This window comes from Pantoea sp. MHSD4 (assembly GCF_021043305.1).
Lineage (GTDB): Bacteria > Pseudomonadota > Gammaproteobacteria > Enterobacterales > Enterobacteriaceae > Pantoea > Pantoea eucalypti.
In genome coordinates, this window is sequence record NZ_JAJNDH010000002.1 from 706,382 (window position 1) to 731,254 (window position 24,873).

Consider the following 24,873-nt stretch of genomic DNA (forward strand, 5'->3'; position numbering starts at 1 on the left):
GCCTGATTCAGCAGCAGCGCCCGATAGCGCTGTGTTGATTATTCGTCGTCGCCAAAGAACCAGTAACCGGCATTCACCAGACCGGCGATCTGCGCCAGTACGGCGGGATCATCCAGCGCATCACCCAGATCGTCGAGTGTTATGCGATAGTGATTCGCCAGCACTGCCATCACATCGGGGCGTGAACACTCAACCCGCTCGCCGTTGATATAAACCGCGTCGCCAAGGGTCAGAACACGCAGGCCACCTAACCGACTCAGGGTATCACCCTGTTGCAGCGCATCATAAATTTCGTCAGGCTGATAAGGCGGTTCCGGCGGCGCGACGTCGAGTTCGTGACGCGACTGCGAAATAAATTCGCCAAACCACTGCTCAAAATGCTCTGGCTGATTGACCACATCCAGCATCAGCTGACGAACGCCTTCAATCTCCTGCGGCAGGATCTGTGATGGACAGTCGCGAGAAGGCACATCCGGATCGCTAAAGCGCAGGCTGCCCAGCTCATTGGCCAGCGCGTAATCAGCAAAGCCGCTAATTAACTCCCGGCCGCTTGGAGCGCGGAAACCCACGGAGTAGTTCAGGGCGTTTTCCAGTGAGTAACCTTCGTGCGGGAATCCTGGCGGGATGTAGAGAATATCGCCCGGCTCCATTTCTTCATCAATGATGGCATCGAACGGTTCAACCTGCAGCAGATCCGGGTGCGGGCAGTGCTGCTTCATCGGCACTTTCTCACCAACGCGCCAGCGACGGCGACCGGTACCCTGAATGATAAATACATCATACTGATCGAAATGCGGGCCGACACCGCCGCCAGGCACGGCAAAAGATACCATCAGGTCATCGACGCGCCAGTCAGGCAGGAAACGGAAAGGGCGCATCAGCGCGGCAGAAGGCTCATGCCAGTGATTGACCGCCTGGACCAGCAGCGACCAGTTGTTCTCTCCCAGATGATCGTAGCTCTCGAACGGGCCGTGGCTGACCTGCCATTTGCCATCCTGATGACTGACGAGGCGGCTGTCCACCTCGTTTTCCATCGCCAGACCAGCAAGTTCATCCGGTGAAAGAGGATCGACAAAGTTTTTAAAACCACGCTTCAGCACTACCGGGCGTTTCTGCCAGTAGCGCTGAATAAAATCGGGCCAGTTAATATCGAGCTGATAGTCCATAAAAGGGTTCCGCTTAGGGCTGTAAATGCCAGCAAGTATAACAGCCCTGAGGGTTTTCTACTCGCGGCGATGTTCGACTTCCTGGCGCTGAAAGACTACTTCCATGCGTGTTCCGCCAAGTGCGCTGCTGGAGGCAATCACGTTGCCTTCATACTGCTCCAGAATGTCGCGCACCACCGCCAGACCCAGCCCCTGACCGGGACGCAGGGTATCGGCGCGCTGACCCCGGACGAAGACTAAATCACGCTTGCTTTCAGGAATGCCCGGACCATCATCGTCGATATAGAGATGCAGTGCATTTTCGCTCTGATAAGCGCTGACTTCGATAAACTCCAGGCAGTACTTGCAGGCGTTATCCAGCACGTTGCCCAGCACTTCCATAAAATCATTCTGGTCGCCCACAAAGGTCAGCTCCGGGGATATATCCAGCGAAATCGCCACACCCTTGCGCTGATAGACTTTATTCAGTGCCGAACAGAGGCTGTCGAGCAAACCGGACACGGAATGGATGTCGCGCTGCAAGGGGTTGTGGTCGGCCTGCATACTGGCGCGATGCAGATAATATCCGACCTGCTGCGAGATACGGCTGATCTGCTCCAGCATGACCGGCTCAGCCTGCTCTATTGTCAGCTCTTTGCCGTTTCGCAGCGACCGCAGGGTGCTCTGTAAGACGGCCAGCGGGGTTTTCAGGCTGTGGGTCAGATCCGAAAGCGTGGTGCGATAGCGGGTATAACGCTGCCGCTCATTCGTCAGTAACAGATTGAGGTTGCGCACCAGACTGCGCAGCTCCTGCGGTGGATTATCTGCCAGGTTCTCGCGCTGACTGGTCTCCAGTTCACGCACCTGCTGTGTCAGCGCGCCAATCGGCCGCAGACTCCAGTGCGCCGCCAGCCACAACAGCGGAATAATCAGTATCAGGTTGGCCGCCAGCACATAGCTGAACCATGACCAGACCACATCAGAATGCTGCAGCTCCTGCGGGATCGAATCGACGACCACGATGGTGAGCGCAGGGAGATTGGTGGTGGCATCGTAACGGTTAACGGCAACTGAGTGGGTAAAGGTGTCGTTGCTGTCCGTGTCCCAGTCGTTGAGCCGCTGCTTAGCATTCACGTTATTGCCCATCGCCACCATGCTGGTGCGGTTGCTGGTATCAATCTCGTAAAAGTCGGGCTTCAGCAGCCATTCACGACGGATTTTTTTGCGGATCTCAGGCACATCGCGTTGCTGCCACAGCAGCTTACCGTGCTCATCGTAAATGAACACCAGTGTCGGGAAATTGAGTGTCATCCGTTCCGGCTGGGCGATGGTGAGCGTGTTGTCATGCCATTGCGCCAGCGTAAAGAACAGATTGCTCTCGCCGCGCATGACGCGGTAGGTGTTTTTATCGAAACTCACCACATAGCCAATCACGGCGACCATGCCGTAAGAGAGCGAGAGGAAGAGAACTATTGCTGCAGACGCCAGCAGAAAGCGGGCGCGCAGCGAGATAGGGCGATAACGGTTAAACCAGGACATGGTCAGAGATCAAAGCGGTAACCCTGGCCACGGACAGTGGCGATGACGTCGGTTGGGTGCAACGCCAGAATTTTTTTGCGCAGACGCCCCATCAGAACATCGATGGTGTGGCTTTCACGCAGTTCAGCGTCAGGATAAAGCTGCAGCATCAGCGAGTCTTTACTGACCACTTTGCCCGCGTTACGGATCAGCGTCTCGACAATGGTGTATTCAAAGGCGGTAAGCTTCACCGGCTCTTCATTGACCGTGAGTTCACGGCGCGAGAGATCCACCTGAAACGGTGCCATATCGATGATCTGCGACGCATGCCCACTGTTACGGCGCATCAGCGCCTGCAGACGTGCCGCGACCTCTTCAATGTGAAACGGCTTGGTGACGTAGTCATCCGCTCCGGCTTCCAGCGCTTCCACTTTCGCCTGCCAGCCTTCGCGGGCGGTTAGCACCAGAATCGGCTGACGCACGGCATCACTGCGCCAGCGGCGAATCAGCGACATGCCATCTTCATCCGGCAGGCCGAGATCGACCAGTGCGATATCGGGCAGATGTTCGCGAAGAAAATAGTCGGCTTCTTTGGCGTCTTCGGCGGCATCGACCTGATGGCCCATGTCACGTAACTGGACGGCGAGATGATGGCGCAGCAGGGCATTGTCTTCAACAACCAGAACACGCATAGAAATTCCTTACACTCTGTTTGAGTCAACCTGCAGAAAGTATACGCGAAATGTATTAAACAAGATGTTAACGCAGACCGGACGGGGCCGGTCTGCGGCGGGTATTATTTCAGATCGTCAACCATCTGAATAGCGCGGCCAATATAGTTTGCTGGCGTCATCTGCTTAAGACGGACTTTTTCTTCTTCTGGCAACGCCAGACTGTCGATAAACGCCTGCATACCAGCGGCATCCACGCGTTTACCACGCGTCAGCTCTTTCAACTTCTCATAAGGTTTTTCAATACCGTAACGGCGCATCACCGTCTGAATCGGTTCTGCCAGCACTTCCCAGTTGTGGTCCAGCTCATCCAGCAGGCGGTCACGGTTCACTTCCAGCTTCGAGATGCCTTTCAGGGTGGCCTGATAGGCGATCAGCGCATAACCGACGCCCACACCGAGGTTACGCAGCACGGTGGAGTCGGTCAGATCGCGCTGCCAGCGTGAAACCGGCAGCTTGCTGGCCAGATGCTGCATTACGGCATTCGCCAGACCCAGATTGCCTTCCGAGTTTTCGAAGTCGATAGGGTTCACTTTATGCGGCATGGTGGATGAACCAATCTCGCCCGCAATGGTTTTCTGTTTAAAATGGTTCAGTGCCACATAGCCCCAGATATCGCGATCGAAATCGATCAGGATGGTGTTAAAGCGGGCGATACAGTCGAACATCTCAGCGATATAGTCGTGCGGCTCAATCTGCGTGGTGTAGGGGTTCCACGTGATCCCCAGCGAGGTGACAAAGTTCTCGCTCAGTTCATGCCAGTCCACTTCCGGATAGGCGGCAATGTGGGCATTGTAGTTACCGACCGCGCCGTTGATTTTGCCCAGCACCTCGATCTGCTTCAGCTGACGTAACTGACGCTCCAGACGGTAAGCCACGTTAGCCATCTCTTTACCCATGGTCGACGGCGTGGCTGGCTGGCCGTGGGTGCGGGAGAGCAGCGGGATATCACGGTATTCGCTGGCAAGGCCTTTGACAGCGCTGATCAGCTGCTGCCAGTAGGGCAGGATGACGTCACGACGGGCGGTTTCCAGCATCAGCGCGTGCGACAGATTGTTAATATCTTCTGAAGTGCAGGCGAAGTGGATAAATTCAGAAACGGCGTGCAGGGCAGGCAGATCGGCGACTTTCTCTTTCAGGAAATACTCTACCGCTTTCACATCGTGGTTAGTGGTGCGCTCGATAGCTTTAATGCGTGCCGCATCATCTTCAGAAAAACCGGCGACAATCGCATCAAGGAAAGCGTTTGCGTCGGCATCAAATGCAGGAACTTCCTTGATCTCTGCGGTCCCGGCCAGTTTTTGTAACCAGCGAACTTCAACCTCAACGCGGAATTTCAGCAAACCGTATTCGCTGAAAATCGCACGCAGCGGGCTGACTTTATCGCCGTAACGACCATCGACAGGTGAAACGGCGGTCAGAGAGGATAATTCCATCAGTGCAACTCCTGAATCATTTAGCGTGTTTTGCCGCACCGACTTAGTAAGTCAGTGGCAGCCGGGATAAGAGGGTTTTTGCTTCACGCAGCAAACGCTGACGCGAGAACATCAGTTGCAGTCGGCCACCACCGACCTGCTGCCACAAGACAGCCGCACGGATACCGGCTAACAGCGTGGCGCGCACTTTACTCTGCACCTGCGTATTCTGCAGCACCGCAGGCGAACCGGTAACCTGAATACGTGGGCCAAGCGGGCTGATCACATCTACATAGATGGCCGCCATCGCGCTCAGTATGGTGTCGGACTCAAGTTCATAATGCGCCAGCTGGCGATCCAGCTGAGTAATGCGCTGTGCCAGTGTGGCCATGGCGGATTTACTGGCGCTAAGCTTGCGCTCCAGCACCATCATGCTCAGGGTATAACGCGTCAGTTCTGCGCCTGCGCCCTGGCGACTGCTGCTGTTCAGCACCGCCATCAGGGTTTCGAGCCCGAGGCGCAGGTTGGCTTCATTGTTGCCAAACACCGCCAGCGTGGAGCCAGGATTAAGGTCCAGCACGCTGCGCAGCGACACGGTCAGCGCCTCTGGCTGGCAGTGACCCTGCTGAGCCAGCTGCTGCACCAGATGGGCGGACTGACAGATGCCCGCCAGCGCCAGCGTAATTTCCTGATAATTTTTCGCCACGGTTACTCCTGTTTACGCGTCATCAACGCGGGCTGTTCCCGCTTACTCCGCCACTAACGGCAGGCGCTGTTCGATAATACCGCCACCGAGGCAAACGTCACCAAGGTAAAACACCGCAGACTGACCCGGCGTGACCGCAGCGACGGGTTCATCGAAACGCACTTCAATGCGATCGTCGCCGTGTGGAATAATCTCACAGGGAATATCGGTCTGACGATAGCGGGTTTTCACGGTGCAGCGAAGCGGGGCGGTAATCGGCTGGCGATCAACCCAGTGCAGCTGCTGTGCAATCAGGCCTACGGACATCAGACGCGGATGATCGCCGCCCTGGGCGACAATCAGGCGGTTACGTGCCACATCTTTGTCGACAACATACCAGGGATCATCTTTGCTCTCTTTCAGGCCGCCAATCCCCAGGCCTTTACGCTGTCCCAGAGTATGGTACATCAGCCCCTGATGTTCACCGACAATCTGGCCTTCCGTGGTTTCAATCTCGCCAGGCTGAGCGGGGAGATAGCGCGCCAGGAAGTCGCGGAATTTGCGTTCGCCGATAAAGCAGATGCCGGTAGAATCTTTCTTCTTCGCGGTGATCAGGTCCAGCTGTTCGGCAATGCGGCGCACTTCCGGTTTTTCCAGCTCGCCGACCGGGAACAGACTCTGGGCGATCTGCTGGTGGCTCAGCGTATAGAGGAAATAGCTCTGGTCTTTGTTGCCATCCAGACCGCGTAACAGCTGGCTCTGGCCGTCCACGTCATGGCGGCGCACGTAGTGACCTGTGGCGATGAAATCTGCGCCCAGGTCCTCTGCGGCGAACTCCAGGAACGCTTTGAATTTGATCTCTTTGTTGCAGAGAATATCGGGGTTAGGCGTGCGGCCCGCTTTGTACTCTTCGAGGAAATGCTCAAAGACGTTATCCCAGTATTCAGCCGCAAAGTTAACTTTGTGCAGCTTCATACCCAGCTTGTCGCAGACCGCTTGCGCATCCGCCAGATCGTCCGCGGCGGTACAATACTCCTCGCCATCGTCCTCCTCCCAGTTCTTCATGAACAGGCCTTCAACCTGGTAACCCTGCTGCTGCAGTAACCAGGCGGAAACGGAAGAATCGACGCCGCCGGACATACCGACGATCACTTTTTTCTGGCTGTTGTCAGACATGACACGCTCGCATTACGATAAAAAAACAGGCGGCGCATTCTATCATGCAGAAGGCAGGCGCGCACCCTCGTGAAACGGCCACTGGAACGGGCTGACCAGATGTAGCGGGTAGCGCGTGCCCTGTTGCCACAGCCGTACGCTTTCCGCAACCAGCGGCGAACGCAGGTTGGAGGCAGTGAGAATCTGCGCTGGCGGCAGCCACCAGCAACAATCGATGTCGCTGTCCTGCGGCTGGGTTGGTGCTTTCTCCGCCAGATCGACGCCAAATAAAAAACGCACAAAAGGCGTACTGTCGGGCGCGATCCACTGGTTTATTCCGATGAAATAGTGCATCGAAGCGGCGATGCCGGTCTCTTCATAGAGTTCACGTTCGGCAGCTTCCAGCAGCGTTTCATCCGCTTCGAGATGTCCGGCTGGCTGGTTCCAGGTGGCACGACCGTTAATCGTCTCTTCTACCACCAGCAGTTCACCTTCAGCCTGAACCAGACAGGCGACAGTAACATGAGGTTTAAACATCTCTTCTCCGCAATTGTTAACCTGAGGTTATAAAAGATAGAAGCTCAAGGCGCAATATTGCTGAGTTCGCGCCATGCACCGGGAGCCAGATCGTCGAGTGAATACTGTCCCATCGCGTAGCGAATTAACCGTAAGGTGGGGAAACCAATATGGGCTGTCATCCGGCGTACCTGACGATTACGGCCTTCATACAGTGTGACTTTCAGCCACTGCGTCGGGATATTTTTACGTTCGCGGATCGGCGGCTGACGTGGCCAAAGCCACTGAGGCTCAGGCACTTTCTCTATGCCAGCGGGCAGGGTCATGCCATCTTTAAGATTAACCCCATCCCGCAGCGGCTGCAGATCCGCCTCCTGTGGCTCGCCTTCTACCTGCACATAATAGACCTTGCCGGTCCGTTTACCGGGCTGCGTCAGCGCGGCCTGCAGCGCGCCGTCGTTGGTCAGCACCATCAAACCTTCACTGTCGCGATCGAGGCGGCCTGCGGCATAGACTTCTGCGACGCTGACAAAATCTTTCAGGGTGCGGCGACCTGCTTCATCGGTGAATTGTGGCAGCACGTCGAACGGTTTGTTAAACAAAATCACACGGCGCGGCATCGCAGGGCGAGCAGGGGGGCGTCGCGCATCACGCGTCGGGCGGCTGAATCGTTTATCCTGGTGAATTCGTTGAGTTGTTTTTCGCATGGGCTTTGCAGTCAGAGACAATCGGCGCATTATAACGTGAAATTGCGGTGATTGGCGTGGCCGAAATATTCAAGTAGTATTGACGCGCATCTTACAAATCATTAACAAACGCCCAGGAGAGGTTAATGGAAAGCAAAGTAGTTGTTCCGGCGGAAGGTCAGAAAATCACCCTGAATCAGGGCAAGCTTACCGTGCCAAACAATCCAGTCATTCCTTACATTGAGGGTGACGGTATCGGTGTTGATGTTTCCCCGGTCATGCTGAAAGTGGTCGACGCGGCGGTTAAGAAAGCCTACAACGGCGAGCGTAAAATCTCCTGGATGGAGATTTACACCGGTGAGAAGTCAGTTGAACTCTACGGCCAGGACGTCTGGCTGCCACAGGAAACGCTCGACTTAATCAAAGAATATCGCGTGGCCATCAAAGGCCCACTGACCACCCCGGTCGGCGGCGGTATTCGTTCACTGAACGTGGCACTGCGTCAGGAGCTTGACCTCTACGTCTGCCTGCGTCCTGTACGTTACTACAAAGGCACGCCAAGCCCGGTTAAACGCCCTGAAGAGACCGACATGGTGATCTTCCGTGAAAACTCCGAAGATATCTATGCGGGTATCGAGTGGAAAGCGGGCTCTGCCGAAGCGGACAAAGTGATCAAGTTCCTGCGCGAAGAGATGGGCGTGAAGAAAATTCGCTTCCCTGAGCAGTGCGGTATCGGCGTTAAGCCGTGTTCAGAAGCGGGTACCAAACGTCTGGTACGCGCGGCAGTAGAATACACCATCACCAACGATCGTGATTCACTGACCCTGGTTCACAAAGGCAACATCATGAAGTTCACCGAAGGCTCTTTCAAAGACTGGGGATACCAGTTAGTGAAAGAAGAGTTCGGCGGCGAACTGATCGACGGCGGCCCGTGGATGAAGTTTAAGAACCCGAACACCGGCAAAGAGATCATCGTTAAAGATGTGATTGCTGATGCGTTCCTGCAACAGATCCTGCTGCGTCCGGCAGAATATGATGTTATCGCCTGTATGAACCTGAACGGTGACTACATCTCTGACGCCCTGGCGGCGCAGGTTGGCGGTATCGGTATCGCCCCAGGCGCGAACATCGGTGACGAATGTGCACTGTTCGAAGCAACCCACGGTACAGCACCTAAGTATGCTGGTCAGGATAAAGTGAACCCAGGTTCAGTCATTCTGTCAGCGGAAATGATGCTGCGTCACATGGAGTGGTTCGAAGCAGCTGACCTGATTGTTAAAGGTGTTGAAGGCGCTATCGCTAACAAGACCGTGACTTACGATTTCGAACGCCTGATGGATGGCGCTAAACTGCTGAAATGTTCAGAGTTTGGTGACGCGATCATCGAAAATATGTAATGTCTGCCTGAGCCAGCATAGCGTTCAACGCTGTGCTGGTTTTTTTGTTTCTGCTTTCACCCCTCGCGCTTTCTTCCGCATCATTTTTAGTCATAACAGATTCAGCAGACGCACGCTTTAAAGACGCAGAAAACCCAACGACATTTATTGCTTTCGCACCGCATGCTGCAGGTGTCTTTTCAGGTAAGTGTGTGGATGAATCATTTATCGCTGCGTATCACGGTAATATTTCTATACGTTCCTCTGCCTGATTACACGGTAAAAGAAACACCGCGATCGTCAATCTTCCCTCCAGCATCATCTGAATAATGATTAATGAAATAGCGTACTCAGAGAAAAGTTTTCAGAACGTTAAATAGTTAATGACGCTGAATATCTTTCGCCTTTTTTCTGCTCAGGTTTTGCCGGCGTTATAAGTGGGTAATTAATTCATAGTCATGAAGTCATGTCTGAAAAAATTCATTGCGTGTTTGTCGGCATTGAGTTTTGAAGTGTTATTTACTTTTTCAATCAACAGTCCGGCTAATGAATCAGTCAGAGAACGGGATTTTAAAATGGCCAACGTCTTTCCAGAATATCGTGACTATTGAACCAACCTCAATCTGCGCTGACTAATTTGCTGACTTGTGCCGTTACGTTAACGCGTTCAGAACGTTGAATGGGCAAGTCTTACTTTAATTCAGCCAGTACGGCGTAGCCTGTGCGCAGAGGATGTCAGATATGCGGGTTTTAATTATTTGTCGGGATAATATTGGCGACACGTTACTGACCACGCCGCTCATTAGTGCGCTGGCGCAATCTGGCCAGCATCAGGTCGATGTGCTGACCAACAATTACGCTGCGCCCGTGTTGCAGCATAATCCCGATATCCGGCAGCTCTTCTTTTACACCAAGCTGCATCACCGCGAGGCAGGGCAGAGCCGGCTGGCTTGTGTTTTACAGCGACTGAAGCTGATGCTGACCCTGAAAAAGCAACGTTATGACGCTGTGATTCTGGCAAAAAGCCGCTGGGATCAGCACGGTATGAAGTGGGTTAAAACGGTGCGGCCCACCAGAGTGATTGCTTTAGGTGAACAGTCGCATCCGCTAATTACCGATCTGTTGCCCCCGCCGGGCAAGTCTCCGTGTCATATCAGCGAAACCCTGTTCAGTCTGGGGCGGCCCTTCAGTCTCAGCGCCATAGCGCCGGGCAAACTGACGCTGTTGCCGGATACGGCAATTGCCGCCAGCCTGCGTGATACCTGTGCGATTGATTCCACTGTGCCGGTCTATGCCTTACAGATCAGCGCCCGTAAGCCGAGCCAGCAGTGGGAAGCCACCCGATTTGCCGAACTGGCTGAAAAGATTGCAACGCGGCATGCCTGTCAGATTATGCTGCTGTGGTCACCCGGCAGTCGCGATAATCCGCGTCATCCAGGTGATGACGAAAAAGCACATGAAATTATGGCGCTCTGCCCGCACCTGCCGATCAAGGCGGTGTCAACCACCAGCCTGCCGCAGCTGATTGCAGCCATGTCGTTGTGTCAGGGGCTGGTGAGCAGTGATGGTGGGGCAATGCACATGGGTGCCGCGCTGGGATTACCGGTGGTGGCGCTGTTTGGCGACAGCGATCCGGCGTGCTGGCATCCGTGGCAGGTTAACTATCAGGTTCTGCAACCAGCGTCACGTGAGGTCAACGCGCTGAGCAGTCGCGAAGTTTATGACGCCTTCGTCCAGACCATTATTCCCTAATCATTTTCAGGCCAGTGTCCCTGTCTGGCCGCTTCACACAGCATGGCAACGGTTAATGGACAATATGTGCCTGCGCTGAACCACCGGTCAGGCAGGAAGCGCCGCGGGGCAGAGGCCGGAAAATAGCGCGCTTCATTGTAGTGCTCTGCGCTGACGCCAAAAGTGCTAAAGAAATCGCTCATCAGAAGGGCAAACTCTACCTCATTCAGCGGTAATTGCTGCAGATGAAAATTTCTCCGATCCACTTTCCGGAACCAGCCCAGCGCGGTTGGCTGATTGTGATACTCAATCAGCGCAACAATGGCTTGAGAAAAATCGTTCATTAACCCACCAGCTTAGCCACGGCCTGCCCGACCTCTTCGACCCTGATATTTGCCATCGGATGCTGTGACGCCGTTTTATCCGGGCGATGAATGATAATGTGGCGATCGCTGTCCTGGCAGGGGCCGGTATAGCGAGGATTGGCGGTTGAGAACAGGCTAACCGTTGGCGTCTGCGCTGCTACGGCGATGTGCAGTGGACCGGTATCACCGGTGACCAGCAGGTCCAGTGTGCGAATCAGGTTAATCAACCCACTGAGATTAGTTTTCCCTGCCATGGATGTAACATTCTTACGGTAGTCCAGCGGCAGGCTTTCGATAAATTCCCGCTCCAGCGGTTGTTCAGCGGCGGTACCCGTAATGATAATCTCAGTGTCGGGCCAGCGTTCCAGCAGGGTCATTGCCAGCTGCTGGAAAGAGGCCAGCGGCCAGCGGCGAATATCTTTCGATGCGCCCAACTGAAAACCAATACGGCGATGGTTAGCGTTAGGGGGCAGGCTGCTATTCGTCTCGGGCAGATGCATCCGGGTCTGCTCTGTCTCTGCACCCAGGGCTTCAATCAGTTTCAGCTTACGCTTGATGGTATGGTCGTCAAAATAGCCTGAATAGTGATCCAGATATTTATTTAACACCGGCGACTCGCTGCCATAATGGTCGCGCACAATGACCTTACTGCCCGTCAGTACTGAACTCATAATATCGTAGGGGAAATGGGCGTGTAATATGACTGAGAGGTCAGGTTTGTGGCGACGCAGTTTGAAAAACAGCGGCAGGAAATTCGCAATTTTGTTATCCCATATATAGATCCTGTCAAACCAATCATAACGGCTGACAAGGTCTTTATTTTTCTTGCTGGAGACCAGAACAAATTTGCTCTCAGGATAGTGCTTTTTCAGGCTACAAATAGCCGGGGTGTTCATCAGGAAATCCCCCAGCGCTGTCGTGGAGTAGATCACCACCGTATCGGGCGTCAGCGTCTTAAGGTCCTGAGGTTTTTTTCTGGTGGAAAAGCGAGAATAAAGCGTTAAAAGTCGGTCTATCAGATAAATCTTTTTTTTCTTCACGTCAGAATTCTCTTGAACTTAATAATGTTATTAAAATGAAAATATTATGGAGTGTTAGAGATTGACGCTACAGATAAAGTTCATTAATACGGAATGTTTTTCTGAGTCGTTGAATTTTCGTTTGAACTTTGGCCGATTTTTTTACTTAAATAAAAATGCAATTTAATTATTTGAGATCAAATTGAAATTTTCTGGGAAGTTTTATTAATGAATTAGGCAGGTTTTAATTTCAGGCAGGACTACTAGCAGATTAATCATTAGCGAAGATATTTTATGTGACTGAGGAATAATACAACGCCATGAATGAACCCCGGCATAGGTGCCGGGGCTGGGAATTATGACTGAGGCTGCCCCACGGGTCCGGCGCCCAGCGTACCGCCCGGTGAAGACTGACCGCTTGGCGCATGAGGACGGCCATCGGCTTTAATCGCGTCACTCCTCTGTGAGCAGCCCGCCAGAGAGGTAAACGTTGCTGCAACCAGCAGCAGAGCAGAAAGTGTTTTCATAAGGTCACCTTGATGTTGTCAGAAAGAGAACATAACTCAACGCTGAGTCTCCCGGCACGCTGACCTGAAAAGGCTTATCTTTCAGATATATCTCAGCTGGCGAGACGCGTCGGAGCAAAAAAAACGGAAGCGCGCGGCTTCCGTTCTGTTGGCGTTCAGCGGGTTTACTTGCGGCCCAGCAGGAAGCCGATAAATACGCCAACGCCTGCAGCAACGGCCAGACCGGCGACAGGATTAGACTGAACCTGATCGCGGATAGTTTCAGCAGCGTCGCGGGCAGCATAGGTTGCCTGGTTGGTGTAACGGCGTGCTGCGCCTTTAGCCTGATGCTCAGATGAACCGGTTGCTGCACCCCATTGTTCCTGAACTGCGCCAGCGGCTTCTTTTACTTTATCTTCGATTTTTCCTGACATTTATTGCTCCTTGGTTATGAGTGAGACCCTCAAAGCGTAGCAAAGATAGTGAATTCTGCTCTTCCAGCGGGAGATTTAGGGCTAAGAAATCATTTCTGGCTGTTAATGGCGTGGTGTTTGCGGGCCAGCCATTTCCTGTCTGGCCTTTGAAAAGGCGGCACAGGCAGCCACAGCCGGAGGAGAAGCGATGAAACGTGATACACTGAATGATGATGACTATGAAGAAGTCTGCCGGGTGATTGGCGATGCGGTGATTGTGCTGATGGAGCGCGGTCATGACACCCGCCGTGGCGAAATCTATGACCTGCTAAAACGTACGCGCCAGCAGCGCGCCCATAGTGAATGGGATGAACAGCGGAGGCTGGATCATGCCATCCGGCTGGTCAAACCCGACGTATAGCGGGGGAGCGCCGCGCTACTGCAGCAGCACGCCCTGAATCAGGCTGGCCTCAACAAGGGTGACCTGATCTATTTTCAGCGCCTGCATAAACCCTTCCACCAGTAACAGATTGCTGACGTCGGTGGCGCGGTAGTCACCCGACAGTTCACTGTCGCCTTTCCAGACCTGTTGCTGCGAAAGCTGCTGTAATTCCGTCAGCGTATAGCGATGGGGTTTTCCCGGTAACTGATTGCGGATCGAAAAACCGTGTACGCCTCCAATGCCAATGACCCGACGACCCGCCACATCCTGTTTAATCTGCGGGCTGACCTCATTCGTCGCGTAAAACTGCACAAAGCGCAGCACCGACGGCCGCCAGGAGCCAATCGGGTTAGGGGAGCTGACCTGCGGGCTATTCTTCAGCACCGTCAGAATAAAGTTCTTTAACGTTACCGAGGCCAGCTTACCCTGATAGATATCGGCTACCAGCTTGCCGGACTGCTGTCGCCAGGCGGTCATCTGCATCGACCCGCCGCCAATATCCCAGACAAGTAACTGCTCATCACGGATTGCCGGATCGTTAAGCGCGGCTTTAGCGGAAAGGAAACCGAGTTTCGCTTCCTGCTCTTGCGAGATGATGTTGATTTCCGCACCGGTCTGACGCTGCAACTGTTCAATGACTGCCTGACCGTTACTGGCGTTGCGGAACACCGCCGTGGCGACGCCGCTGATTCGCTGTGGATGAAAGCGCTTTGCGTGCGCAACAAGCTGCTGCAGTGCGGCTACGCCTTCCTGTGTTATCGCCGGATTGAGCTGGTTATCTGCTGAATGCGCTAATGCATCGTTCCAGGCAACAGCGCGCTGATCCTGATACAGCACTTTTTCAATGCGTAGCTGGCAGACGTTGACGCGTGCAACCGCAACTTTCGTGGTGCCAGAACCGATATCCAGGCCGGCGCGAATTTGCTGGCAACGATCGGCCTGGGCAGCGGCGGCAAAAAACAGCGAGCAGACGAGTGTAAAAGCAGACAGCGCAGCAGAACGCATAGCGACTCCGGAAGCAAAGGGGATCAGCGTGAACGAGCGGCAACGCAGGCCGGATAGACGCTCACCAGAAAATGACGGAGATGATCAAAACACCATTCGGCGTCATCCGCCTCAGGACAATAGAACTGAATAGTGATTTTTTCGTAATCGCGCTGACGCTGGCGCAGCGGTGACCAGCTCCAGTCGAGTACAGAACGGGCATAATTGACCAGGCTCTCTGCGGGCATCTGATGCTGCTTCTCCTGCCCGGCCAGATAACGGTAGAAGCTCGCCTCCAGCTGCAATGCCTCCTCGTGCCCGTGTTGCGGAAGATCGGGTCGAAAGGCCACATCGATAAAACCGCAGATAGCATCAGCCTGCTGCTGCCAGTCACAAGCCAGCGTCATAAACAGCCCTTCCTGCAGATTGATCTCTTCGACCAGCCGCCGAAGATTTACTGAGCGGTTCAGCACCGCGATCTCCTCAAGCCGACCGGTTTCCAGCGTCAAATCAAAACCACACGGATTCACTGAGCCATCTGCGTTGCGGGTGGCGGGGAAGGGGAAGTCAATATAACCGTTGTTATCCAGACGCTTTTCCATCGGAGGGACCTGCTGCTTGACGTTTCCTGACAATAAACGATCTGGCAGCAGGATTCATCCCCTATGGACAGGTCCAGGTGATTTGGGTGTCCTGATAAGGATTAATCAGGCGGAACTGCTTATCTGACAAGCGTTGCGCATAGTAGCCTTCAGGCGTAATGGCGGAGGGAACATATTTAAATCGATCCAGCGACTGCAGCGGACCACTCTTCACGCTGACATTCTCACGGGTCACCGTGAAGCTGTTAACCAGGTCAAAAATCACGCCCTGAGTTTCCCCCATCGACTGACCATAAATTGTCGAGACCTCACCTGGGCACTCCACCCCTTTCGGGCCAGATGAACATCCAGTCATCATCGTGATGAGGATAAACATGCTTAGTCGCATCATGATTTTCTACCTGCTTCAATCCCTGGGCGTTTTATGACACCGCGTCTTTCCTGCGGCGCCACTAATGACTTAATCATAGCAGTTTCCACTACGCTTTCTGTTTGAGATTTGTTTAATCGTTAAGCAACAGGAATGTAAAAGGGTGACTTTGCTTATCAATAAACGTTATTCTTGGCTCCTTTGCGCACCACTTAGGCAAATCCAGGGATAAATGATGAAAGAAGAAGAAGCAAGTCTAATGATTATTCGCCATGCAGTTGACCAGCTTGAAGCCGATAAGAAGCAACAAGTGATCGCCTGCTCAGCGGATATTCGTGCAGCAATGCAGGCTTACGATAGCGAGAATGCGGGGCTGGCGCTGATGTTAGTGGCGGCCGAGGTGGCGGCTGAATAATCCTTATCCGGCCAGTATGGCTGCCTGTCTGACTGGCCGGATTACTTTATCTTTTCTCAACTTTCAGCTTTTTGCGCACACCGATTCCATTTTTTAATGGTCTTGGTGTCAATCCCTCATTACCCTCCTGCGATCGTTAATATGTTAAGCTAAAAATTCTTAGTAAAATCAGCGGAGACACAGCATGAAGGCAGCGTTAATTGCCCTGGGCCTGCTGGCCTGTCACATTGCACCCGCCTGGAGCGAAACCGAATTTCAGCTTAACTGCCCTGGCAGGGCGACCATGACCGTTTCACGTGCTGAATATGGTTTAACCACCCTCATGTGGCCAGAAAATCATTTCCAGATTGCGGCCGGTCAGCAGCGTACCCGTCTGGAAGCGGGCGATAAGGTGGCGATTACCCGATTTCGCAACGGCGATCAGCTGATTGTAAACCAGCGCACTCAAGCCAGTTTCTTTGTCTATCACGACAGCGATAAACTGCTGCCCTGTAGCCGCACCGAAAAACGCGATGTGGATGCGCTGAGCCTGGAGCGCTATGACGATCGTCAGCGTTCCGACAGTTAACCGCCCTGGAGCCACTATGCAACCTGAGATTACCGATAACGTCACCGCGCAGGACCTGGATGAAGTCAGACTGGGTCTGACTGCGTTCAACAGCAAATATATTAATACTGATGAGATCAGGTCGATCGGCGTGTTTATTCGTGATGACCAGGGCAGAAAGCTGGCCGGGCTGACCGGATCAACCGCCGGAAACTGGCTGCGGATTGATATGCTGTGGGTGAGTGAGGCGCTACGCGGGCAGGGGGCGGGCAGCAAGCTGATGCAGGCGGCAGAGCAGGAGGCGCGGGATCGCGGCTGTCGTTTTGCGCAGGTGGATACCGCCAGTTTTCAGGCGCGACCGTTTTATGAAAAGCTCGGCTATACGCTGCGCTTCAGTCTGGATAACTATCCACGGCATCACCAGCGCCACTATCTGACGAAAGCCCTGTAATCAAAACAAGGGTTGCTGACGCAAATCCAGCGGATTCTGTTCAGCCTCATCAATCGCCGCCAGCCAGCTCTGCAGCGTGACCTTTTTCCAGGAGAGATGTCCACGCGTAGTGCTCATCAGCACCACGTCAGGACGCAGCGATCGATAAAACTCCAGCGTTTGACTCAGCTCAGCCAGATTACTGTCCGGCACCAGCACCGTGACCCACTGATCATGAGAACGTGTCACGTTGTCGCCGACAAACAGATAGGTCAGCCCCAGCGGCGAGGTATAGAGATAACTGCAACTGCCTGGTGTGTGTCCTGGCGTTGACAGTAATTGAAAATCCCCGAAGTGCGTCTCGTGCTGTGAAAAGGTGTCGTCAGGTTCAGCAAAACGGCTTATCGCTCCCAGCGACCGGCTATGGCAGTAAAGCGCGCTACTAAAGCGTTGCTGAATCACCGCCGCGCCGGGCGCAGATTCGTGCCAGTGGGTCAGATAGTGGCGGATGACGCCGCCGCTATCGGCGATGACTTCATGATCAAGCGGGTTTTCTACACGGCCAATCAGCAGATTGCCGCGCGGGTGACGCAGCATAAAGCCATGCATCATCAGGTCGTTAACGGCATCTTCCACCGGAAATTCCGGGGTCGAGATCCACAAATCGTCATACAACGGCTTCAATGTCGATCTCCTGAAACGTACTTTATTCCCGCAGGACGGGGTGGCCGGTTGCCTGTAAATGGGCGTGGCCCTGACTGACCGCTAATCGTGCGCGGGTACCCAGCGGCAGTGTGACGGTGTCAGCAGCATGACCAAAATCTAATCCACTGATCACTGGCAAACCACTGATGTCACGCACGTGTTGCCAGACGGTCTCGAAATTAAACCCATTGTCATACTCTGACAGAGCCGTGCTGGTGAAGCTGCCTGTGACGATCGCCCGCTGGCGCGCCAGAATGCCGCTTTGCTGCAACTGAATGAGCATGCGCTCAATGCGGAACGGATGTTCATTCACATCTTCGATCACCAGAATGCCGTTCTCAATCTGTGGCATCCACGGCGTGCCAATCAGTGAGCAGATCATCGCCAGATTTCCGCCCCACAGCGTACCCTGCCATTCGCCCTGATCTGGCGTTTCACTCTGCCATTTCACCTCTACTGTAGGCGATGTTAGTGCCTGCCAGAAGTGGTGGAGGGTAAATTCAGATAAGGTCGCGGCGCCGAAATTACCCGCCAGCATGGGAGCGCTGAAGGTAATCAGGCCGACCTGCGCCAGTAACGCCAGCTGAATCACGGTGAAGTCGCTGTGGCCACACAGCGCTACTGGCTGATTCATCAGACGGCGCTGCAGGCCGATGTAGTCGATGAATTCCAGTAACCGGCTGGCCCCATAACCGCCTCGCACTGCCAGCACGATATCGGGCTGGGTGCTCAGGCTGGCAAGCTGATTGATATCCGCCAGGCGTTCTGCATCTGTTCCCGCAAAGCGCTGAAAACGGCGGGTGATCACCTGTTCGTTCTCTATCTGATGGCCCGCCGCACGCAGGCGCGCAATAGCCTGCTGCGCCGCAGGTTGGTTGTGACAGTAACCGGAGGGGGAGATAAGACGAACTGAACGTGAAATCATCATACTTTCCTGCTGTTGGCGGCTGACTAACGGCGATGATGGCGAAAAGCCTCGCTGAAGTCACGGTACGCGCCGCATTTTAGTGCATTTAGGATAAACGGTAATTTTGCTCTCAGGCTGCCTGGGTATGATAGCATTCGCCACAACAGCTACGAGACGAAAAATTGCTGAAAATCCGACACCTTATACTCCCGGCGTTACTCCTGACCGGCTGTGCCAGCGAGCCACCGCATCAGGTCGTTAAGCAACGCAACACGCCATTAACTCAGGCACCCCCGTCCAGCGTCAATGGGACCTGGGCAATGTTTACCGAAGATGCCGCCAGTCATTATGGCGTTGATGAGAAGTTGATCAGCGCCATTATCAGTGTCGAGTCGGGAGGAAATCCGGGCGTGGTGAGCCGTTCTAATGCGGTGGGTCTCATGCAGATTAAAGCGTCAACTGCCGGGCGCGAGGTCTATCGCACACTGGGCCGTCGTGGTCAGCCATCGAATGCTGAGTTGCGCGATCCGGCCAAAAATATTGATATCGGCACCGCCTACATCCGTATTCTGCAGAATTCAGCACTGTCAGGCATTCGTGATCCGCTGACACTGCGTTATGCCACCATCGTCTCTTATGCCAACGGTGCAGGGGCGTTGCTGAGGACGTTTTCCAGCGATCGCGATCGGGCCATTGCGATGATTAATTCCATGTCCCCGGATGAGTTTTATCAGCACGTACAGAAAAAGCATCCGGCGGCGCAGGCACCGCGCTATCTCTGGAAAGTGACCACAGCCTACCGCACAATCTGATGGCGTGTGATTACTCCTGCGGCGTGAGCAGTAGTCGCGCCGTGGGATAATCGATAATCAGCACCTTAATGTAACCTCCCAGCAACGCGCCCCGAATCGCCTGCGCTTTTTCCCGTCCGCCTGCCAGCCCCACGACCTGCGGGCACTGTTTAACCTGCGCCAGTTCCATCCCAATCACCGGATCTTCCTCGGCTTTCAGCACCGGCTGACCACAGGCATCAAAGTAGTGCAGGCAGATATCGCCTACTGCGCCGCGCGCTGCCAGCGTCTGCAGCATGTTGCCATCGTAGTAGTTGCCGGAGTTGCGCAGCAGTGCTGACGGCTCCAGGTCGCCAATACCGACAATCGCCAGGTCTACCTGATCAAATTTACTCAGGACTTCGGCGACCTCTGCGTTGGCTGATAGTCGCTGACGATCGGTGACCGAATGCTCAATTGACTGCGACGGCAACAGCCAGGCGGGACAGTTCAGCAGCGCCGCCAGATTCTGCGTCAGAATGGTGGCCTGTACGTTGCCGTTAGCCCCAACGCCGCCCAGCAGCTGAATCACCCCTTTACAGGCGCTGTTAAGCGGATGCAGCGCATCTACCATCGCCCGGATAGTGCCGCTCCATGACGAAATGCCAATCAGTTCATCATTACGCAGCCGGGTCTCCAGATAGTGAGCAGCCGCCGATCCAATCGCCTGTTTAATCTGTAGCGACGACGCCTGCTCGGGCACATCCACCACAATCGCCTGCGGCAGGTTATAGGTCTGTTCAATGGCCTTTTCCAGCTCCGGATAGACGTTGGCCGGTGGCACCACACTGATCTTGACCACACCTTCTTTCACGCTGCGATTAAGTATGCGTGAGACAAACGACTGCGATAAGGTCAGTGACTGCGCAATGTCGGACTGCTTCATCCCTTCGACATAGTAAAGCGTGGCAATCTTCACCATCAGTCGTTGTTCATCCTGTTTTGCCATCGGTTTTCCCTCTCTGAATCTGCCCGGTATTGTTAACCAGGATGATCAAAATCACAACGCAGGCTAATTTGTGATCGTTTTCGCTTTTTAAAGATCGCGCATTGGACGGCGTGTCCGCGCAGGCGCATAGTCATTATGCATATAAAATCGCATGTGAATATATATTCAAGCGGAGAATAATAATGACTCGTCCTCTGATTAAACTGACCCTGCTGGCTTCAATGATCGCTTTTTCTGCAACGGCGCTGGCGGCGGAGCAAGGCCTGCTGGCGATTATCACCCCATCCCATGACAACCCTTTCTTTAAAGCCGAGGCGGAAGGCGCTCTGGCCAAAGCCAAAGAGCTGGGTTACGCCACGCTGGTGGCGTCCCATGACGATGATGTTAATAAGCAAAACCAGCTGATTGAGACCGCAATTGCACGAAAAGCCAAAGCGATCATTCTGGACAACGCCGGTGCGGACGCCACCGTCGGACCGGTGCAGAAAGCCAAAGATGCCGGCATCCCGGTTTTCCTGATTGACCGTGAAATTAATAAAACCGGCATCGCCGTGGCGCAGATCGTCTCCAATAACTATCAGGGCGCGCAGCTGGGTGCAGAGAAATTTGCCAAATTGCTGGGCGGCAAAGGGGACTACATTGAACTGCTCGGCAAGGAGTCGGATACCAATGCGGGCGTGCGGTCGCAGGGTTATCACGATGTACTGGATGATTATACCGACATGAAAATGGTGGCGCAGCAGAGCGCCAACTGGAGTCAGACCGAAGCCTTCAGCCGCATGGAAACCCTGCTGCAAAAACACCCCAACATCGTGGGCGTGATTTCCGGCAACGACACCATGGCACTGGGCGCAGAAGCGGCGCTGAAAGCCGCGGGAAAAACATCGGTGATCGTGGTGGGCTTCGACGGCAGTGACTACACCCGCGATTCTATCCTCAACAAAGGCAATATCAAAGCGACGGTGCTGCAGCCGGGCTGGGATCAGGCGCAGATGGCGGTCTCGCAGGCGGATTACTACCTGAAGAACGGCAAAGCGCAGAAGCAGGAGAAGCAGCTGATGGACTGCGTGCTGATTGATGAAAGCAACGCCGCGAAGCTGAAAAACTTCAACCTGGCGAAATAATCATGAAACGGATACTGGCGGTATTGATCGGTATGGCGTTGCTCAGCGCCTGCACCGTGGTGGATCTGGATGCGGACGGTAACCCGATCATGCCGAAAGATCCGCACGCGAAGCCCAGCTATACCACCCAGACGCCGCAGCAGATTGCGGAGGAAACCTGGCAGCCGCGTGTCATGGCCACTGCGAACAGCCACGCGCTGAGCTGGGCCGACATGGAAGCGAAAAGTCAGACGGTGAAATCTGGCGGCCGCGAAAGCGTCTTTGTGCGGGCCAGCGGGACGGCCAGTGCTTTTGATGAGAGTAACCCGCGTGAACGCACGCTGACGCTGATGATTAACGGTAAGCCGGTGGCGATCAGCGTTGGCCCGGTACTGCGCAGCAACGCTATCCGGGATGCCGCCGGTTTCCGTTTCGAAGAATTTACTAATCAGGTGCAGTACGCGCAGCTCACCCGGGCACTCAACCGTCATGCAGTGAAGCAGTTGCCGCCACTGGATGCCAGTTGGGTCAACCAGCCAGTGCAGGCGCTGCTGGCTGTAAGCATCGGGCAGAACAGCGTTGAAGAGGTGGTGGCGATTGAGCTGAAGCGGGGGACGCCCTGATGGAAGATGACATTATTCTGCGGGCCGAACAGATCTCCATGCTGTTTCCCGGCACGCTGGCGCTGGATCGCGTCGATTACCGGGTCTGGCGTGGCAAAGTGAATGTGATTATCGGTGAAAACGGCGCGGGCAAATCGACGCTGATGAAGATTCTGGCGGGCGTGCAGCAGCCTACCGCCGGGTCGCTGTTTCTGAATGGTGAGCCGCTGACGCTGAGCAGCACCCGCGATGCCGCCCGGCACGGCATCGGCATGGTGCATCAGGAGCTGAATCTGTTTGAAAACCTCACCGTAGCTGAGAACCTGTTTCTGGGCCGGGAGATCCAGCGTGGCCTGGCGCCGATCAATGAGGCGGAGCAGGCACGACGCACCGCCGCACTGATGGCGCGTCTTGACCAGCCTATCCCGCCCGGTGAGCGGGTCGGCAATCTCAAAGTGGGTCAGCAGCAGCTGGTGGAGATCGCTAAAGCGCTGGCGGAAGACGCGGACATTCTGATTCTTGACGAGCCCACCTCGGCGCTGAGTAAAACCGAAGTTGAGATCCTCTTCCGGGTCATCCGCGACCTGACGCAGCAGGGCGTTACCCTCATTTATATTTCGCATCGGCTGGAAGAGCTGATGGCAATTGGCGACGTGATTACGATTCTGCGCGACGGACGCTTTCAGGCAGAAGCGCCGGTCAGCACCATCGATGTGCCGTGGATCGTTCGCGAGATGCTCGGCAGTGAGCCGGTGACCACCTTCCTGCCGGACGAGCGTGAGTTTGGCGCGCCGGTTCTTGAGGCGCAGCACATCACCTGCGTCAGCCCCAACGGCAATACCCTGGTTGATGACGTCAGTTTTCAGGTGCGGGCCGGGGAGATTGTCGGGATCTACGGCCTGATGGGGGCGGGTCGCACGGAGCTGTTTGAGTGTCTGCTCGGCAGCCAGCGTCACTATCTGGGCAAGCTGTGGCTCGACAGTAAACCGCTGCCTACGCGCCTGCCCACTGCCGATCGCATCCGCATGGGGATGAGTCTGGTGCCGGAGGATCGCAAACGTGCCGGGATTTTCCCGGTCTCGTCAGTTGCCAGTAATCTCACCATCGCCAGCCTGTGGCGGCGATTGTCGCACCGCTTTGCCATTGCGCACCGGGCGGAGCAGCAGGCAGTGACTCAGACGGTCGGTAATCTGGCGATCAAAATCTCCTCGCCGGACGTCGCGATCAGCGCACTGAGTGGTGGCAACCAGCAGAAAGTGGTGATTGGCCGCGCGCTGCTGACGAATCCGCGTCTGCTGCTGCTGGATGAGCCGAGTCGCGGCATTGATGTCGGGGCTAAAGCGGAGGTGTTTCGCATGATGGTGGCGCTGTCGCAGCAGGGTATTGCGGTGCTGTTCTCCACCTCAGACCTGAAAGAGATTATGGCGGTAGCCGATCGCATCCTGGTGATGTCGGGCGGCAAACTTACGGCTGACCTTCCGCGAGACCAGGCGGAAGAGGCAGCGCTGGTGAAAGCAAGTGCGCAGGGGTTCTGAGCATGAAAAGCAATAACAGCGTCGCGCTGAACACACTTCCGGCGAAAGCGTTTAGTTCACGCGAAAGCATTCTGCTGCTGCTTCTGAAGCTGCGTACTTTTATTGCGCTGATTCTGATTGTCGGCTTCTTCGCCATCACCGTGCCGGACTTTCTTGCCACCGGCAGTCTGGTGATCATGGTGAAACACATCGCCATCAACGCCTTTCTGGCGCTGGGTATCACCTTTGTCATTATCACCGCCGGCATTGACCTGTCGATTGGGGCGACGCTGGGGCTGTGCGGCATGATCGCGGGCTGGCTGATCACCAAAGGGATTGTGCTGCCGATGTTTGGCATCGCCATCTTCCCCAGCGTCTGGGTAATCGTGCCGGTCGTGCTGTTGATCGGTGCGCTTATTGGCGCAGGCAACGGCTGGATCATTACCCGCTACAACGTCGCACCTTTTATCTGCACCCTTGGCACCATGTACATCCTGCGCGGTGCGGCGATGCTGACCTCCGGTGGCGAAACCTTTCCCGGTTTGCAGGGTAATCCGCTATTGGGTAATACCGGCTTCGATCGAATCGGGGCCGGCACCTTTCTCGGGCTGCCTTATGCCATCTGGATGATGGTGGTGCTGGCGCTGGTGATCGCCTATATCGCTCGTCGCCTGCCGTTTGGCCGTCAGGTTTATGCCATCGGCGACAACGAGCGCGCCGCTGAACTCTCAGGCGTGAAAACCCGTCAGGTGAAGATTCTGGTTTATACCCTGTCGGGATTCTGCGCAGCGATTGCCGGCATTGTGGTCTCATCACAACTGGTCGCCAGCCATCCGGCAAACGGCACAGCGTTTGAGATGAACGCCATTGCGGCTGTGGTACTGGGCGGCACCTCACTGGCGGGCGGACGTGGCACGATTGTCGGGACGCTGATCGGTGCGTTCGTCATCGGCTTTCTGGCGGATGGTCTGATCATGATGGGCGTCAGCGAATTCTGGCAGATGGTGATCAAAGGCATCGTCATCATCATCGCGGTCATCATCGACCAGACTCAGAGCCGGATGCAGCAGAAGGCGGCGGTCGTGGCGCAGAAAGCATTAATTGAGGAGGGGGCACCGGCTAAATCCTGACTGGTTTATCGCCGTCCGGGCAGGGTGCACCGCTAAGCGATTCTGCATAAGCGGCAGCAGTCAGCCCGGAGTGACGGGCAGT

29 protein-coding genes are annotated in these 24,873 nt (G+C 54.9%); 11 read left to right on the plus strand and 18 right to left on the minus strand.

The features are described 5' to 3' along the window. Positions 1 to 38: 38 nt before the first annotated feature. From LQK91_RS10170 to rluE, 8 genes are all read right to left on the minus strand, one after another. Positions 39 to 1,166 carry a cupin domain-containing protein gene (locus tag LQK91_RS10170; protein WP_008925944.1) on the minus strand — a complete coding sequence of 376 codons (1,128 nt, stop codon included), beginning with the start codon at positions 1,164 to 1,166 and terminating at the stop codon, positions 39 to 41. A gap of 57 nt (positions 1,167 to 1,223) precedes the next feature. Beyond that, on the minus strand, positions 1,224 to 2,684 hold the full coding sequence (gene phoQ, locus LQK91_RS10175; RefSeq protein ID WP_003849837.1) for a two-component system sensor histidine kinase PhoQ: 1,461 nt from the start codon (positions 2,682 to 2,684) through the stop codon (positions 1,224 to 1,226). A gap of 2 nt (positions 2,685 to 2,686) precedes the next feature. Further along, the gene (gene phoP / locus LQK91_RS10180) at positions 2,687 to 3,355 is read right to left on the minus strand and encodes a two-component system response regulator PhoP (protein ID WP_003849836.1); all 669 of its coding nucleotides are present in this window, start codon (positions 3,353 to 3,355) and stop codon (positions 2,687 to 2,689) included. Between the two features lie 104 nt (positions 3,356 to 3,459). Beyond that, the gene (gene purB, locus LQK91_RS10185) at positions 3,460 to 4,830 is read right to left on the minus strand and encodes an adenylosuccinate lyase (RefSeq protein ID WP_003849835.1); all 1,371 of its coding nucleotides are present in this window, start codon (positions 4,828 to 4,830) and stop codon (positions 3,460 to 3,462) included. A 43-nt stretch (positions 4,831 to 4,873) separates the two neighbouring features. Beyond that, positions 4,874 to 5,515, minus strand: a complete 642-nt coding sequence (gene hflD / locus LQK91_RS10190) for a high frequency lysogenization protein HflD (protein ID WP_008925946.1) — start codon at positions 5,513 to 5,515, stop codon at positions 4,874 to 4,876. Between the two features lie 42 nt (positions 5,516 to 5,557). Continuing rightward, positions 5,558 to 6,670, minus strand: coding sequence for a tRNA 2-thiouridine(34) synthase MnmA (mnmA, locus tag LQK91_RS10195; RefSeq protein WP_003849832.1), 1,113 nt, complete (start codon positions 6,668 to 6,670; stop codon positions 5,558 to 5,560). 42 nt (positions 6,671 to 6,712) lie between these two features. Beyond that, positions 6,713 to 7,186, minus strand: coding sequence for an NUDIX domain-containing protein (locus tag LQK91_RS10200; protein WP_003849831.1), 474 nt, complete (start codon positions 7,184 to 7,186; stop codon positions 6,713 to 6,715). Positions 7,187 to 7,230: 44 nt separating this feature from the next. Beyond that, a complete protein-coding gene (rluE, locus tag LQK91_RS10205) occupies positions 7,231 to 7,893 on the minus strand; it encodes a 23S rRNA pseudouridine(2457) synthase RluE (RefSeq protein ID WP_219848843.1) in 663 nt (220 codons plus the stop codon). A gap of 104 nt (positions 7,894 to 7,997) precedes the next feature. Between rluE and icd the strand changes: the two genes are divergently transcribed. Both icd and LQK91_RS10215 read left to right on the plus strand, forming a co-directional pair. Beyond that, complete coding sequence (gene icd, locus LQK91_RS10210) at positions 7,998 to 9,248, plus strand: NADP-dependent isocitrate dehydrogenase (RefSeq protein ID WP_008925947.1); 1,251 nt, start codon at positions 7,998 to 8,000, stop codon at positions 9,246 to 9,248. A gap of 720 nt (positions 9,249 to 9,968) precedes the next feature. Next, on the plus strand, positions 9,969 to 10,979 hold the full coding sequence (locus LQK91_RS10215; protein ID WP_039661036.1) for a glycosyltransferase family 9 protein: 1,011 nt from the start codon (positions 9,969 to 9,971) through the stop codon (positions 10,977 to 10,979). Here the strand turns inward: LQK91_RS10215 and LQK91_RS10220 are convergent. From LQK91_RS10220 to LQK91_RS10235, 4 genes are all read right to left on the minus strand, one after another. Next, positions 10,976 to 11,302 carry a DUF1493 family protein gene (locus tag LQK91_RS10220; protein WP_003851424.1) on the minus strand — a complete coding sequence of 109 codons (327 nt, stop codon included), beginning with the start codon at positions 11,300 to 11,302 and terminating at the stop codon, positions 10,976 to 10,978. The genes LQK91_RS10215 and LQK91_RS10220 overlap by 4 nt on opposite strands. Continuing rightward, positions 11,302 to 12,363 (minus strand): glycosyltransferase family 9 protein, encoded by a 1,062-nt coding sequence (locus LQK91_RS10225; protein WP_105099309.1) that lies wholly within the window; start codon positions 12,361 to 12,363, stop codon positions 11,302 to 11,304. The genes LQK91_RS10220 and LQK91_RS10225 overlap by 1 nt, the downstream gene beginning before the upstream one ends. A 335-nt stretch (positions 12,364 to 12,698) precedes the next feature. Beyond that, complete coding sequence (locus LQK91_RS10230) at positions 12,699 to 12,869, minus strand: hypothetical protein (RefSeq protein WP_003851420.1); 171 nt, start codon at positions 12,867 to 12,869, stop codon at positions 12,699 to 12,701. Positions 12,870 to 13,033: 164 nt separating this feature from the next. After that, positions 13,034 to 13,282 (minus strand): DUF883 family protein, encoded by a 249-nt coding sequence (locus LQK91_RS10235; RefSeq protein WP_003851418.1) that lies wholly within the window; start codon positions 13,280 to 13,282, stop codon positions 13,034 to 13,036. 187 nt (positions 13,283 to 13,469) lie between these two features. Between LQK91_RS10235 and LQK91_RS10240 the strand changes: the two genes are divergently transcribed. Then, a complete protein-coding gene (locus LQK91_RS10240) occupies positions 13,470 to 13,682 on the plus strand; it encodes a DUF2767 family protein (RefSeq protein WP_105099308.1) in 213 nt (70 codons plus the stop codon). A 15-nt stretch (positions 13,683 to 13,697) separates the two neighbouring features. Here the strand turns inward: LQK91_RS10240 and LQK91_RS10245 are convergent, their stop codons facing one another. The 3 genes from LQK91_RS10245 to LQK91_RS10255 form a co-directional block, all read right to left on the minus strand. Then, entirely contained in the window at positions 13,698 to 14,708 is a 1,011-nt protein-coding gene (locus tag LQK91_RS10245; RefSeq protein ID WP_105099307.1) for a Ppx/GppA phosphatase family protein, read from the minus strand. A gap of 23 nt (positions 14,709 to 14,731) precedes the next feature. After that, complete coding sequence (locus LQK91_RS10250) at positions 14,732 to 15,289, minus strand: hypothetical protein (RefSeq protein WP_105099306.1); 558 nt, start codon at positions 15,287 to 15,289, stop codon at positions 14,732 to 14,734. A 61-nt stretch (positions 15,290 to 15,350) separates the two neighbouring features. Beyond that, positions 15,351 to 15,680: a hypothetical protein gene (locus LQK91_RS10255; protein WP_033762441.1), complete on the minus strand. Its 330-nt coding sequence runs from the start codon at positions 15,678 to 15,680 to the stop codon at positions 15,351 to 15,353. 214 nt (positions 15,681 to 15,894) lie between these two features. On the opposite strand from LQK91_RS10255, the gene LQK91_RS10260 reads away from it, so the two are divergent. From LQK91_RS10260 to LQK91_RS10270, 3 genes are all read left to right on the plus strand, one after another. After that, positions 15,895 to 16,074 carry a hypothetical protein gene (locus LQK91_RS10260; protein WP_003851407.1) on the plus strand — a complete coding sequence of 60 codons (180 nt, stop codon included), beginning with the start codon at positions 15,895 to 15,897 and terminating at the stop codon, positions 16,072 to 16,074. A gap of 184 nt (positions 16,075 to 16,258) precedes the next feature. After that, positions 16,259 to 16,642 carry a hypothetical protein gene (locus LQK91_RS10265; protein WP_003851405.1) on the plus strand — a complete coding sequence of 128 codons (384 nt, stop codon included), beginning with the start codon at positions 16,259 to 16,261 and terminating at the stop codon, positions 16,640 to 16,642. 16 nt (positions 16,643 to 16,658) lie between these two features. Next, the gene (locus tag LQK91_RS10270; protein WP_003851403.1) at positions 16,659 to 17,072 is read left to right on the plus strand and encodes a GNAT family N-acetyltransferase; all 414 of its coding nucleotides are present in this window, start codon (positions 16,659 to 16,661) and stop codon (positions 17,070 to 17,072) included. Here LQK91_RS10270 and LQK91_RS10275 read toward each other — a convergent pair whose 3' ends face one another. Both LQK91_RS10275 and ldcA read right to left on the minus strand, forming a co-directional pair. Further along, the gene (locus tag LQK91_RS10275) at positions 17,073 to 17,735 is read right to left on the minus strand and encodes an MBL fold metallo-hydrolase (RefSeq protein ID WP_105099305.1); all 663 of its coding nucleotides are present in this window, start codon (positions 17,733 to 17,735) and stop codon (positions 17,073 to 17,075) included. A gap of 22 nt (positions 17,736 to 17,757) precedes the next feature. Continuing rightward, the gene (gene ldcA, locus LQK91_RS10280) at positions 17,758 to 18,681 is read right to left on the minus strand and encodes a muramoyltetrapeptide carboxypeptidase (RefSeq protein ID WP_181162219.1); all 924 of its coding nucleotides are present in this window, start codon (positions 18,679 to 18,681) and stop codon (positions 17,758 to 17,760) included. A 164-nt stretch (positions 18,682 to 18,845) separates the two neighbouring features. Between ldcA and emtA the strand changes: the two genes are divergently transcribed. Then, positions 18,846 to 19,475, plus strand: coding sequence for a membrane-bound lytic murein transglycosylase EmtA (gene emtA / locus LQK91_RS10285; protein ID WP_003851398.1), 630 nt, complete (start codon positions 18,846 to 18,848; stop codon positions 19,473 to 19,475). A gap of 10 nt (positions 19,476 to 19,485) precedes the next feature. On the opposite strand, the gene LQK91_RS10290 is transcribed toward emtA, so the two are convergent. Continuing rightward, positions 19,486 to 20,442 (minus strand): sugar-binding transcriptional regulator, encoded by a 957-nt coding sequence (locus tag LQK91_RS10290; RefSeq protein WP_003851396.1) that lies wholly within the window; start codon positions 20,440 to 20,442, stop codon positions 19,486 to 19,488. A 182-nt stretch (positions 20,443 to 20,624) separates the two neighbouring features. Between LQK91_RS10290 and LQK91_RS10295 the strand changes: the two genes are divergently transcribed. From LQK91_RS10295 to LQK91_RS10310, 4 genes are read left to right on the plus strand one after another with little or no spacing between them, the layout of a single operon-like run. Next, entirely contained in the window at positions 20,625 to 21,566 is a 942-nt protein-coding gene (locus LQK91_RS10295; protein ID WP_003851394.1) for a D-ribose ABC transporter substrate-binding protein, read from the plus strand. Between the two features lie 2 nt (positions 21,567 to 21,568). Beyond that, the gene (locus LQK91_RS10300; RefSeq protein WP_003851391.1) at positions 21,569 to 22,168 is read left to right on the plus strand and encodes a DUF2291 family protein; all 600 of its coding nucleotides are present in this window, start codon (positions 21,569 to 21,571) and stop codon (positions 22,166 to 22,168) included. Further along, complete coding sequence (locus tag LQK91_RS10305) at positions 22,168 to 23,682, plus strand: sugar ABC transporter ATP-binding protein (protein WP_003851390.1); 1,515 nt, start codon at positions 22,168 to 22,170, stop codon at positions 23,680 to 23,682. Before LQK91_RS10300 ends, LQK91_RS10305 begins: the two co-directional genes overlap by 1 nt. A gap of 2 nt (positions 23,683 to 23,684) precedes the next feature. Further along, the gene (locus LQK91_RS10310) at positions 23,685 to 24,791 is read left to right on the plus strand and encodes an ABC transporter permease (protein WP_003851388.1); all 1,107 of its coding nucleotides are present in this window, start codon (positions 23,685 to 23,687) and stop codon (positions 24,789 to 24,791) included. Positions 24,792 to 24,873 lie beyond the last annotated feature (82 nt).